The sequence below is a fragment of the Novosphingopyxis iocasae genome (assembly GCF_014334095.1).
GTDB classification, from domain to species: Bacteria; Pseudomonadota; Alphaproteobacteria; order Sphingomonadales; family Sphingomonadaceae; genus Novosphingopyxis; species Novosphingopyxis iocasae.
Map to the genome: position 1 here is coordinate 2817970 of NZ_CP060495.1, position 12273 is coordinate 2830242.

At 62.4% G+C, this 12273-nt stretch carries 10 protein-coding genes; 4 read left to right on the forward strand and 6 right to left on the reverse strand.

From position 1 onward, the window contains the following. Positions 1-211: 211 nt before the first annotated feature. Positions 212-796 carry a superoxide dismutase family protein gene (locus tag H7X45_RS13490; protein ID WP_187335297.1) on the forward strand — a complete coding sequence of 195 codons (585 nt, stop codon included), beginning with the start codon at positions 212-214 and terminating at the stop codon, positions 794-796. A gap of 12 nt (positions 797-808) precedes the next feature. Here the strand turns inward: H7X45_RS13490 and H7X45_RS13495 are convergent, their stop codons facing one another. Then, on the reverse strand, positions 809-2380 hold the full coding sequence (locus H7X45_RS13495) for an MFS transporter (protein WP_187335298.1): 1572 nt from the start codon (positions 2378-2380) through the stop codon (positions 809-811). Between the two features lie 72 nt (positions 2381-2452). On the opposite strand from H7X45_RS13495, the gene H7X45_RS13500 reads away from it, so the two are divergent. Then, positions 2453-2926 carry a low molecular weight protein-tyrosine-phosphatase gene (locus H7X45_RS13500; protein ID WP_187335299.1) on the forward strand — a complete coding sequence of 158 codons (474 nt, stop codon included), beginning with the start codon at positions 2453-2455 and terminating at the stop codon, positions 2924-2926. Here the strand turns inward: H7X45_RS13500 and thpR are convergent. Beyond that, positions 2911-3447, reverse strand: a complete 537-nt coding sequence (gene thpR / locus H7X45_RS13505; RefSeq protein ID WP_187335300.1) for an RNA 2',3'-cyclic phosphodiesterase — start codon at positions 3445-3447, stop codon at positions 2911-2913. The genes H7X45_RS13500 and thpR overlap by 16 nt on opposite strands. Positions 3448-3571: 124 nt before the next feature. Between thpR and H7X45_RS13510 the strand changes: the two genes are divergently transcribed. Next, positions 3572-4306 (forward strand): Bax inhibitor-1/YccA family protein, encoded by a 735-nt coding sequence (locus H7X45_RS13510; RefSeq protein WP_187335301.1) that lies wholly within the window; start codon positions 3572-3574, stop codon positions 4304-4306. 43 nt (positions 4307-4349) lie between these two features. Next, entirely contained in the window at positions 4350-5132 is a 783-nt protein-coding gene (locus tag H7X45_RS13515) for a hypothetical protein (protein WP_214645502.1), read from the forward strand. Between the two features lie 84 nt (positions 5133-5216). Here the strand turns inward: H7X45_RS13515 and H7X45_RS13520 are convergent, their stop codons facing one another. The 4 genes from H7X45_RS13520 to clpA form a co-directional block, all read right to left on the reverse strand. Next, complete coding sequence (locus H7X45_RS13520; protein ID WP_187335303.1) at positions 5217-7364, reverse strand: transglycosylase domain-containing protein; 2148 nt, start codon at positions 7362-7364, stop codon at positions 5217-5219. 121 nt (positions 7365-7485) lie between these two features. Further along, positions 7486-9201, reverse strand: coding sequence for a M1 family metallopeptidase (locus H7X45_RS13525; RefSeq protein ID WP_187335304.1), 1716 nt, complete (start codon positions 9199-9201; stop codon positions 7486-7488). Between the two features lie 29 nt (positions 9202-9230). Continuing rightward, positions 9231-9884, reverse strand: a complete 654-nt coding sequence (locus tag H7X45_RS13530; protein ID WP_187335305.1) for an alpha/beta hydrolase — start codon at positions 9882-9884, stop codon at positions 9231-9233. Positions 9885-9937: 53 nt separating this feature from the next. After that, a complete protein-coding gene (clpA, locus tag H7X45_RS13535) occupies positions 9938-12268 on the reverse strand; it encodes an ATP-dependent Clp protease ATP-binding subunit ClpA (protein WP_187335306.1) in 2331 nt (776 codons plus the stop codon). Between the last annotated feature and the right edge of the window lie 5 nt (positions 12269-12273).

Below are 12273 nucleotides of genomic sequence, written 5' to 3' on the forward strand. Positions count from 1 at the left end.
TCAGCCAAACGCCGTGAGTCAGTCCTGTTTCAGCGCTTTCGCTTCAGTCCGAGGCAATAGCTTAATCAGCGCGAACCCGCTTGTTCGCGCGTCCGCACATAGCGGCCTTATAGCAGGGAGGCGCTAGCCAGCTCCCCCAGCCGGATTTTCACGCCGGAAACTTCAGTGTCCCTCGCTGGTTGAACCGACAACCATCACAGGGAGACAGCTTATGAAAATCATCGCTTTTGCCGCATCGCTCTCGGTCCTGGCATTGGCCGCGTGCGGCGAGCCTGCCTCGCAGGAGGAGACGAGCGAAGTCGCCACTGTTCCCGCCGGCGCGGCGACTTCCCCAACCAGCGGCGAGACTGCCACCGCTATGTTGAAGACAGCCGACGGCAAGTCGGTGGGCGAAGCGAAAGTCATGCAGACCGCTTCGGGACTGGACCTTGTGCTGGACGTCAACGGAATGCCGCCCGGCAATCACGGTGTCCATATCCACACCACCGGACAATGCGATGCGCCGGATTTCAAAAGCGCTGGAGGCCACTGGAACCCGACCAACAAGAGTCACGGCCTGAAAAGTGATAATGGCTCGCACATGGGCGATTTCGTCAACCTTGAGGTAGCCGCAGACGGGACGGGTCACCTAGAGCGTCCGATCGAGAACGCGTCGCTGGAAAACGGCCCTAATGCTTTGTTGGACGCCGATGGCGCAGCGTTCATCGTCCACGAAGGTCAGGACGATCAGATGACCGATCCTTCAGGCGATAGCGGTGCCCGCCTCGCCTGCGGTGTGTTCACCAAGACCGGCTAATCCGCTGCGGTATCAAATGTCCTCGCCGGCCGCCCGGGCGCGCTCTTGTGCGCTCGCTTCTGCGGCCGGCAGTAGACGTGCCGCCATGATTGCGGCGATCAACGCGATGGGCGCTGTCAGCAGTAGCGACAGCACCCCGGTCGAAAGACTGCTCGTCAACGCGGAAACACGTCCCGCAAGATAAGGACCTAAAGCAAGGCCGATCAGGGTCGTGCCAATAAAGAAGCTTGCCGTTGCGGTGCCGCGCATGCGCGGCAGAACCAGATCCTGCGTCGTGGCCGCCGCTGCCCCCAGCGCCGCACTTGCAAGCGCCTGAGCAGGAAACAGCATCGCGAAGAAGAGCGTTGCATTATCGGTCGTGAACGCGATGGCGATTGCCGGGATCGGAGCGATCGCGCCGAAGATTACCACCCATAGCCGTCCCGCCGCATGTTTTACGCGCAGCCGATCGCCCACCCATCCGCCAGCGATAACGCCTAGAAAACCAGCCGATGCGCCAAGGCTGCCGACGATCCAGCCCACCTCGCTCTCAGAGACTGCAAAGGTGCGCAGCGCATAAGGGGATGCCCAGAAGCTGACCGAATAGCTGAGGAAGGCATTCAAGCCATAGGCCAGGACGGTGAGCAGGAAGGCCGGCGTGCCAAGGATCAGCGCGAATGTCGGCGGATCGCTCCGCCGAAGGGCACTCGCCCAGCTATAAACCGCATAAGCACCGATCCCAACGGCACTCCATTGCAGCACCGGTTCGCCCAGAGCGATCAGGCCGCAAACGATGCCTGTGACCAACAGGGCAACCGCGAGGTTGCGCAGGAGGTTGCCCGAGCGCGCGGCGCCGATCAGCGTTAGCGGCGGGAGTATGGTGACGAGTTCGGCGAAAAAGTCCCGAAAGGGATGGGGACGGACCTTGCTTTCGATGCCCTCCGACTGTCCGCGAACGGGCTCACGCAAGGTGAAGACCCACAATGCGAGAAGAAGCCCCGGCAAGCCCACCGCCAGAAACGCCGCTTGCCAGCCCGCCAGTCCCAGCGGTGCCATTGCCTTGACAGGATAGGCCTCATTCCAGTTCTGAACCACCAGTCCACCCAGACCGAGCGACAGGCCGCCGCCAAGATAAAGGCCCGAGCTGTAAAGCGAAAGCGCAAGCCCGCGGCGCTTCTTCGGAAACCAGTCCGAAATCAGCGAATAGGCGCTGGGCGAGGCGGTCGCCTCACCGATTCCGACTCCCACACGCGCCCCCGTCAGCATGGCGCCATTGCGCGCCAAACCGGATAATGCGGTCATGACCGACCACAGGCTGAGGCCCAGCGTCATCAAGCGCACGCGGTGCCAGCTGTCCGCCAATCGGCCGAGGGGAATCCCGAACAGCGCGTAAAACACTCCAAAAGCAGTGCCGTAGAGAAAGCCGATGTCTCCATCGGTCAGGTTCAAGTCACGCTTCACATCTTCGGCTAGAATGCTCAGCACCTGCCGATCGATAAAGTTGAGAATATAAACGAGGATCAGGACCGAGAGCAGATACCAGGCATAAGCAGGCGTCTTGGCATCGGGATCGATCGTCCCCTCTGCCGGTGCGGATGTTTGCATCGGGCCTCTCCTTGCCTCTTCCTGCCACCGCTGTAACAGAGCGTGGACCTTTGGCAATCATGAGGGTCACCGATGACCTTTCGCATTCTTTTCGTCTGTCTCGGCAATATCTGCCGCTCGCCTTTGGCGGAGGTTGCCCTGCGAGATGAAGCCGAGCGGCGCGGCCTTTCGATCGACGTCGACAGCGCGGGCACCGGAGACTGGCATATCGGTGATCCGCCGGACCCTCGCACGATCAAGGCCGCGCAGCGCCATGGCACTGATGCATCGTCTTTGCGGGCGCGGCAGGTCCAGGGAAGCGATTTTCGCGATTTCGACTGGATCGTCGCGATGGACCGCCAGAATCTGGCTGATCTTCAAACGCTGGCGCCGAATGATGGACAGGCCACGCTTCTACTTGCGCTTGATCTGGTTGATGGCCGCGAGGGGGAGAGCGTGCAGGACCCCTATCAATTTGGGGAAGCCGAGTTCGATGCGGCATGGCGCGACGCTGTGCTGATCGCAAACGCCATCGCCGACCGGGTGGAGGCTCAGTCGAGCAAGTAGCCGGCCACCGGCTCGTAATGCGATCCGTGGCGGCTGAGTCGACTTTCGAACAGGGTAAACTCCCGCACCGTGAAGGCTGGCACCCTCAGGGCGGCCTGTGCCGCCAGAAAATCTCCGATCGGACCGCTGCTCGTGTTGAGCCTTGCCAGCGTGATGTGCGGCAGAAACTTGCGGTGCTCATCTTCATGTCCGCAGGCATTGCAGACACGGTCTATCTTGCGCTTGAGCGTCATCAAAGGCTCGCTCGGTAGCACGCGCGCCCATACCGCCTTGGGCTTTCCCTTGCGCTCGAAATGTCCGACGCCCTCGATCGCGACGTCGAACGGCTCCATACGGATCCCGCCCAGTGCTTCGGCCAGCTCATTGGCCTCCGGCCGCGTTACGTCGCCCAGAAAGCGCAAGGTGATGTGAAGCTGGCCATCGTCCTGCCAGCGCGCGTCCTCGATATGCTCCATCGCGTCGAGAAGCGCATCGCGGACATTTTCGGGAGGGCGCAAACCGATGAACAGGCGGTGGGACATGGACGGCGCAGGATAGCGGGAGAAAGCCGCGGCGCAATGACTTGAAAATCACTCGCATAAAGGTGATATTCACCGGGCGTGTGGCAATGCTGTCACATACGAAAACCTTAGGAGTTTCCTTATTATGGCATGGCCCGATCCAAGAGCGACCGGCGCACGTACCTATCCCGGACAGGCCGGTACCGGCGAAGCCTTCGACGAAGGTCTGCGCGCCTATATGTTGAAGATTTACAATTACATGGCGAGCGGCGTTCTGCTGACCGGCGTGGTCGCGATGCTGTTTGCGCGTTCCGGTATGGCCGAGCAGGTTCTGCTTGGCGGCGGCGCGCTGGCATGGATCATCATGCTGTCCCCGCTCGCTATCGTGTTCGCGATGAGCTTCGGTCAGGGCAAGTTCTCTGCCGGAACGCTGCAGGCGATGTATTGGGGCTTTGCGGTGCTGATGGGCCTGTCGCTCAGCAGCATCTTCCTGATGTATACCGGCGCGTCCATCGCCACGACCTTCTTCGCTACGGCAGGCGCCTTCGCGGGTCTCAGCCTTTACGGCTATACCACGAAGAAGGATCTGAGCGGCTGGGGCACATTCCTTATCATGGGTGTGGTCGGCCTGATCGTCGCCAGCATCGTGAATATTTTCCTGGGTTCGACGGTTCTCGATCTCGCGATCAGCGCGATCGGCGTGCTGATTTTCGCAGGCCTCACTGCCTACGATACCCAGAAGCTGAAGAGCCTTTACCAGGCGGTGCGCGGTACGGAATTCATGCAGAAGGTCGTGATCATGGGGGCGCTGAACCTCTATCTCGATTTCATCAACATGTTCCTTTTCCTCCTGCGCTTCATGGGTGCGGCGCGCGATTGAGCGCCAGCCCATTCAGCCTCGATAAACAGACGCCCGGCCAGCCATGCTGCCGGGCGTTTTGTTGTCTCCGTTCGTCACAAGGGGGTTTCCAAAGACTCCCCGCAATGTCACACGGATGGCCAGTGTTTCGAGAGGGTTAAATTTCATGTCGAAGACCGTCGCCCGGGCTGCGTTACTGGCCGGACTGACCACCTTGGCGGCTTGCGCGGCGCCTCCGCCGCCAGCGCCGCCTCCGCCGCCGATCATCGTTCCCTCCGCGGCTCCGCCACGGCCGATCCCGCCGCTCGGCGCGGCCACCGGCATGTATATTCCGCCCAAGGGTGTCGACGATGTGCGGATGACGCCCAATCGCGGCCTGGAAACGGATGAGGTTGTCTGGAACTTCCGATCCGCCTTCAACGTCGCGGCGCTGAACTGTTTGCAGCCGAAATATCTGCGCTTCGCGGATGATTATAAGAACTATCTGAACGCCCATGAGGCTTTGCTCAGCCAGGTCAACCGGCGGTTGGATACGGCCTTTCGCGCCCGCTATCCTGCGGGCGATTCCAAGCGCATTCGCGATACGTCGATGACGGATCTCTACAATTATTTCTCGCTGCCGCCGGTTACCGGCAAGTTCTGCGATCTGATGCTGGAGCTCGCTCCGCAATCGTCGCAGGTTTCGTCTGATCAGCTGCCGGCATTCTCCGCGCAGGCGCTCTCGCAGATCGATAACCTCTTCGTGGAATTCTACGACGATTATGCGGAGTATCAACGCCGCCTTGCTGCCTGGGAAGAGCTCTACGGTAAGCTCGGCCGGGTAACGGTCATCCCTGACGCCCAATAATGGGGAACGAAAAAGGCCGGCGGGCTGCGTCGGCCTTTTTCGTTTGAGGCCGCTGCTGCGCGCCCGCCTGATTGTTCCCTTTGATTACTGCCCTCGAGGCGGCTGCTGCGCGGCCTCCTGAGCACGGCCCTGCGCTTCCGCCTGCCGCGCCGCATCCTCCACCGCGCGCTCGATCTGGTCGCGCCGTCGATCGAGCTGATCCAGGCGACGCTGCGTCTCCTCATTCGGCTGGATGCGCACGCCTTCCCGTCCAATCCTGACGGCATTGCCGTTGATGTTGCCTTCGACCGACAGATCGCCATCCGGCCCGATGTCCAGGTTACCGGGCAGCTCGAAATCGGGGATGATATCCCCTTCCTCTTCGATCGGTGCAGGCTCTGGCGCGACGCGCGGCGCTGCGCCGGGGATCGCCCCAATCATGAAATCCTTCCACATCCGCGCAGGCACGCCGCCGCCGCTGGCGCGGCCCAGGGAGCTGTTGTCGTCCTTGCCGATCCAGACGCCCACGACCAGATCGCCCGCAAAACCCACGAACAGTGCATCGCGGCTGTCCTGGCTTGTACCGGTCTTGCCGAATGCCGGGATCCCGAGCGCGGCGGCACGTCCGGTCCCGCTGGTGATATTGGCGGCCAGCAGATCGCGCATTTCCTCGCGGGTGCGCGAGCCGATGTCCTGCTTGCCGTCGAGCAGCTTGTCGAAAAATCCCTTTTCGCTGCGCGGGAGAGCGTGCGGTTCCACCGGGGCATAGTCCGCTGCGATGCCGGCGAAGGCGGCGGTGAGATCCACCAGACTGACGCCCGCGGTGCCTAGGGCCACGCTGGCATTGGCGGGCAAATCTTCGTCTATGCCGAGAGACCGCGCGGCGCGGGCGATCGCGTCCGAACCCAGCTGCTTGTACAGCTTGACCGCGACGACATTGCTGGACGCCGCGAATGCGTCGCGCAGCGTGATTTGCCCGCGGTAGCGACCGCCCGCATTTTCAGGCCGGTAGTCTCCGCTCGTGATCGGGCTGTCGTCGACAATGGTGTCGGGCGTCATTCCGCTCTGTAGCGCCGCGAGATACACGATAAGCTTGAAAGTGGACCCAGGCTGGCGGCGTGCCTGTACGGCGCGGTTGAACTTGGAAGTCTCATAATCCTTGCCGCCGACCATGGCGACCACGTCCCCATTCGTCCGCATCGCGACGATTGCCACCTGCGCGCCTGCCGGTGTGGAACGGCGCGCAATCCGCTGCGCGAGGGCCTGCAGGCGCCGGTCGAGCGTCGTGCGGACATGCACCGTTTCATAGCCCGCATCCTCGGTCACCGCGCGCGCCTGGCCGAGCGCCCAGTCCGCGAAATAGGAGCCTGCGGGGGTCGTCTGATCTGCACGGTGGTCGATCACCGCCGGTCTGACTGCACGCGCCGCATCGGGCGTCAGATAGCCCGCATCAGCCATGGCGGAGAGAACCACCTTCTCGCGCGCCACCGCCCCCTTGTAATTGCGCGTGGGCGCCAGCGTGGACGGAGCCTTCACCAGCCCCGCCAGCATTGCCGCCTGCGTTAGCGTCAGCCGCTCCGGCTGGCGGTAGAAATAATGGAGCGAGGCGGCGCGCAGGCCGTAAACATTGTCGCCGAAATAAGCGTTGGAGAGATAGCGCTCCAGAATCTCGTCCTTGGTCAGCCACGCCTCCAGCCACAGCGCGATCGGCACCTCCTTCAGCTTGCGCGCGACCGTGCGATCGAGCTTCAGATAGCTGAGCTTGGCGAGCTGCTGCGTAATCGTGCTGCCGCCCTGTTGCTCGTCCGAGCTGATATTGGTCCAGAGCGCGCGCGCAATGCCACGCGGATCGATGCCCCAATGGTCGTAGAAACGGCGGTCTTCAGTGGCGAGGAAGGCATCGACCACATGGGGCGGGAGTTTCGCGATATCGACCGGCGCGGCCATGATCGGCCCTTTGCGCGCAATCGCCTGCCCGTCGGAGGTTTCAAGGACAATCTGCGGCGGCACCAGCGGCTTGGCCGTACGCGAGACCGGCACGAACAGCAGCAGCCAGCAAAGCAGCAGTACAAACGCCGCGAACGCGGCATAGCCTGTCCATTTAAGGTAGCGCCAACGCCAATGGCGGCGCAGCCAGCCGCGCTTCGGCTGCTTTTCCTCGAGCGGAGGCAGAGGCGCGGCCCCGGCACCGTAATCGTCCCAGTCCGTCGTGCCTGCGGGACCGGGCTGTGCGTACCCGCCGCCGCGGGGCAAGTCTCTGTAGCCTTCGCTCATCTTTACTGTGTTAGAGTAATAGGACAGATCGGGCGAGGATTATTTCGCATTGCGCCGCGCCGTTGGACGAGGACGCCTTGCCCAGCGCTGAACCAGGCGGTCACTCGGCCACTTGCGCCGCCTGCCATGCATGAAACGCATCGATATCGTCCGACTGGCGCAGGATCTTGGCGTGTGGATCGAGCACGACATGCGCGTCGGGCGAGGGCAGCTCAACGCTGCCGCGGTTGTCCTCCATATCGACCGTTAACGGCGTGCCGTCCGCCCAGATTTCGACCGGCATGGGGAAAGGGAGATCGTCCGGCGTCTGCCAAACAAGCTCCAGCGTCGTGCCGTTGCGGCTCGTGACCAGCTTGGGCAATTCCGCCCGGCGCAGATAGATATCGAAGAACCAACCGAGATCGCGGCCCGCCTCTTCGCTGGCGATCCGCTGAAATTCGGTGCTGGAGCCGAAGCGCGGTTCGAAATTGCCGGGCGCCGGATCGGGCCGACCGTAAACTTCGCGCCGCAGCGTCCGGAAAAAAGCTTCGTCGCCGATCAGTTCGCGCAAGCTGTGCGCGACCCAGCTGCCCTTCACGTAGATATCGAGCCCCGGGCCATCCGCATCATTATAGACCTGATCTTCGGTTCGCGGTTGGCCTGAGACGAGCGGGAAGCGATTCTTGATCTGCGCGCGTTGCTTGGCGAGCGCGGCCATATAAGGCATCTCGCCGCCGCGCCAACGCAGGTAAAGCGGCTGCATGTAGCTGCCGAGCCCTTCGTGCAGCCACATATCGTCCCAATTCTCATTGGTGAGCTGGTTGCCGAACCATTCGTGGCTGAATTCGTGGTGGAACAGCCAGTCATAGCCCTCGGCGGACTTCTTATAGCCATTGCCGTAAGCGTTGATCGTCTGGTGCTCCATGCCGAGATGCGGCGTCTCCACCACCCCCATCTTTTCATCGCCGAAGGGGTAGGGGCCGATGGTGCTTTCGAAGAAATCGAGCGTCGGCGCGAACTCGCTGAACAACTCCTTCGCCTGCGCCTCTTCGCCGGGCAGGAACCAGTAGGTCATCGGAATGACGTTGCCGAAGCGGCTGCGATAGTCCGCGCCGATGCTTTCATAGGGCGCGATGTTGAGCGCGATGGCATAGTTGTTCGGATGCTGCGCGCGCCAGTTCCAAGTGACGGTGCCGTCGGCATTGTCCTGCTTGCCGATGAAGCGGCCGTTCGAAGGCGCGGCGAGACCTTGCGGCACGGTGATGTGGAGATCGACCGTATCGATCTCGATCTCGCTGCTGTCGAAGCAGGGCCAGAACAGATCGCAGCCTTCGCCCTGCACGGCGGTTGCGATCCACGGCGCGCCGCCGGGCGTCTCGGACCAGACGAAGCCGCCATCCCACGGCGCGCGGACCGCAACATGCGGCGTGCCGGCATAGCGGATGCGCAGCTTCAGTTCTTCGCCTGCCCGATAGTTTCGGGGTAGGCGGATGGTGAGCTGGCCTTCCGGATTGTTCCATGCGGACGCGGGGCGGGGCTTGCCGTCCACATCGATCGCAGAGACCGGCAGATTGCGGTCGAGGTCGAACTGGATCGTGCGGATCGGTTTTTCCACCTTCAACGTCAGTGTCGCGTCGCCGGTAATGCTCTGCGTCTCCGGATCGATGCGCCAGCTCAGGTCCGCATGGGTGAAATCGACGGATTGCTGCTCGGGCGTCAAAGGCAGGCCGGTTTCGGCGGTGCGCTCCGTCAGCGGCGGCTGGCCGGGCTCGGCCGCGAGGGCGGGGGAGGCAAGCGCCGCAATCAGCGCCAGTGGCGGAAGCGGGAAACGGAGCATGGCGATCCTGTGAAGCGGGAAGGGGGCCGTCAGCTTGTGCGCGCGAATTTTCCGTGCCGCAAGAAATGCACGATCTGACCCTGTACCGTGCGGTTCCACATCATTCCGCTGTGCGACACTGGCAGCACGACATGGTCGTCCTCGCCCTCCAAATGGGTAGAGGCGACGGACACCGCTCCGTCATGCGGGCCGGACATGATGCGCTGCGAGATGAAGGGCAGGCCATAAGGCCGGTCGCCCGCGATGATGCCGAGCGGATAATCGGGCTGGCCCATCAGGTTCTCGACCCGCTCAGGCCTTCGCAGCGACAAAACTTCCTCGGCAGGACCGAAAAAGGCACCGCCGATGCGCGCGGCGGCGAGCAGGTCCACCCACTCGCTGCCATGGTGCGGGGGGCCCAGCATCACGACCTTGCCCATTTCCGCAGGTCTTGCTCGCGCGATCAGCGCGCGTGCCACCAGCCCGCCCATGCTGTGCGTTACGAAATGGACCGGGCCTTTGCCAGCGCCGCGTAGCGCCGGCAGCAGGTCTTCGACGATCTGCTCGAAGGCGTGCGCACGCGATCGATAGGGCGGTGAGGCTGTATCGAACCCTGCCTTTCGCAGCGCGCGCTCCACCGGCAGCATGGTGATCGGCCGCATGAAGAAGCCATGCAGCAGGATGACGGTGCCGGGATCGGTCATGATGATGAATGCAGAAAGGGCGGCGAACCGATCGGTCCGCCGCCCTGGCTTTCTTATTCCGCTTCGCTCGGCTTCTTGGGCTTGGTCTTTTTCTTCTTCTTGCCTTTGCCCTTGGGCGGTGCCGGCGTGATTTCGAAGGTCGGTTGGTCGTCCTTCACACGCACGCTCACCTCACCGCCATGTTCCAGCTTGCCGAACAACAGTTCCTCTGCGAGCGGCTGCTTGATCTTCTCCTGAATGAGGCGGCCCATCGGGCGCGCGCCATAGAGGCGGTCATAACCGCGTTCGGTGAGCCAAGCCTTGGCATCCTCGTCCAAGCTGATGTGAACGCCCTGGTCTTCCAGCTGCATTTCAAGCTGCAGGATGAATTTTTCCACGACGCGGCCGACGACCTCCGTCGGCAGATAGGCGAACGGGACGATTGCATCGAGGCGGTTGCGGAACTCCGGGGAGAACAGGTTTTTTACCGCCTCTTCGCTGGCATCTTCCTTCGAAATGTTGGTGCCGAAGCCGATGCCTTCCTTGGCCATGTCGCTGGCGCCCGCATTGGTCGTCATGATCAGGATAACGTTGCGGAAATCGACCGTCTTGCCGTGGTGATCGGTCAGGCGGCCATTATCCATCACCTGCAACAGGATGTTGAACAGGTCCGGATGGGCTTTCTCGATCTCGTCGAGCAGCAGCACCGAATGCGGATTCTGGTCCACCGCGTCGGTCAGGAGGCCGCCCTGATCATAGCCGACATAGCCCGGAGGCGCGCCGATCAGGCGGGAGACGCTGTGGCGCTCCATATATTCGCTCATGTCGAAGCGCTTTAGCGGAATGCCGAGGATCGAACTGAGCTGACGCGCCACTTCCGTCTTGCCGACGCCGGTTGGGCCGGAGAAGAGGTAGTTGCCGATCGGCTTGTCCGGATCGCGCAGGCCTGCCCGGCTCAGTTTGATCGCGCTGGACAGAACTTCGATCGCCTTGTCCTGGCCGAACACGACGCGCTTCAGATCGCTCTCCAGATTGGCGAGCGAGGACTTGTCATCGCTCGACACCTGTTTGGGCGGGATGCGCGCCATCGTCGCGATCACCTTCTCGATCTCGGCGGGCGTGATCATCTTGCGGCGGCGGCTCTGCGGCAGCAGCATTTGCATTGCGCCGACTTCATCGATCACGTCGATCGCCTTGTCCGGTAACTTGCGGTCATTGATATAGCGCGCCGAAAGCTCCACCGCGCTGCGGATCGCATCGGGCGTGTACTTCACATTATGATGTTCTTCGAATGCGCTGCGAAGTCCTGCGAGGATCTTCACGGTGTCCTCGATCGTCGGCTCGTTCACGTCGATCTTCTGGAAGCGGCGCAGCAGCGCGCGATCCTTTTCGAAATGGTTGCGGAACTCCTTGTAGGTGGTGGAGCCGACGCAGCGGATCGAGCCGTTGGAGAGCGCAGGCTTCAGCAGGTTCGAGGCATCCATGGCCCCGCCGCTGGTTGCGCCCGCACCGATCACGGTGTGAATTTCGTCGATGAACAGCACCGCATGTGGCAGCTTTTCCAGCTCCGAGACGACCGATTTCAGCCGCTCCTCAAAATCGCCGCGATAGCGGGTGCCGGCGAGCAGCGCGCCCATGTCGAGCGAGTAGATCGTCGCTTCCTTCAGCACGTCGGGCACATTGCCTTCGTGAATGCGACGCGCGAGCCCTTCGGCGATGGCGGTCTTGCCCACGCCCGGTTCGCCCACATAGAGCGGATTGTTCTTGGAGCGGCGGCACAGGATCTGGATGGTGCGGTCCACCTCCAGCGACCGGCCGATCAGCGGATCGATCTTGCCGGCGGCGGCCTTGGCGTTGAGATCGACGGTGAATTGTTCGAGCGCGCCGTCTTTCTTGGACTTGCCGTCCTTGTCTTCGGCTTTTTCGCCCTGTTCGGCGGGCTCTTCGCTGGCCTCGACCGCGCCGTTCTTGCCGACGCCGTGGCTGATGAAGCTGACCGCATCGAGGCGGCTCATATCCTGCTGCTGCAGGAAATAGACGGCATAGCTTTCGCGTTCGGAAAAGAGCGCCACCAAGACATTGGCACCGGTGACGAGGTCCTTGCCAGAGCTTTGCACATGCAGAATCGCGCGCTGGACCACGCGCTGAAATCCGCTGGTGGGAGAGGGGTCCACCTTCTTGCCCGTGACGCGCAAGCTGTCGAGCTCGGTATCGAGATAGGTGGTGACGGCCTCGCCCAGTTCACCCAGATCGACGCCGCAGCTCTGCATGACCTTGGCGGCATCATTGTCCTCGATCAGCGCGAGGAGGAGGTGCTCGAGCGTGGCATATTCGTGCCGCCGGTCCGAGGCGTTCATGAGCGCCTGGTGCAGTGTCTTTTCGAGCGATTCAGTGAAGCTAGGCATGCTGG

Coding starts and splice junctions, on each gene's coding strand:
- H7X45_RS13490 (WP_187335297.1), top strand. CDS start 212: ATGAAAATCATCGCTTTTGCCGCATCGCTCTCGGTCCTGGCATTGGCC.
- H7X45_RS13495 (WP_187335298.1), bottom strand. CDS start 2,380: ATGCAAACATCCGCACCGGCAGAGGGGACGATCGATCCCGATGCCAAG.
- H7X45_RS13500 (WP_187335299.1), top strand. CDS start 2,453: ATGACCTTTCGCATTCTTTTCGTCTGTCTCGGCAATATCTGCCGCTCG.
- thpR (WP_187335300.1), bottom strand. CDS start 3,447: ATGTCCCACCGCCTGTTCATCGGTTTGCGCCCTCCCGAAAATGTCCGC.
- H7X45_RS13510 (WP_187335301.1), top strand. CDS start 3,572: ATGGCATGGCCCGATCCAAGAGCGACCGGCGCACGTACCTATCCCGGA.
- H7X45_RS13515 (WP_214645502.1), top strand. CDS start 4,350: ATGCTGCCGGGCGTTTTGTTGTCTCCGTTCGTCACAAGGGGGTTTCCA.
- H7X45_RS13525 (WP_187335304.1), bottom strand. CDS start 9,201: ATGCTCCGTTTCCCGCTTCCGCCACTGGCGCTGATTGCGGCGCTTGCC.
- H7X45_RS13530 (WP_187335305.1), bottom strand. CDS start 9,884: ATGACCGATCCCGGCACCGTCATCCTGCTGCATGGCTTCTTCATGCGG.
- clpA (WP_187335306.1), bottom strand. CDS start 12,268: ATGCCTAGCTTCACTGAATCGCTCGAAAAGACACTGCACCAGGCGCTC.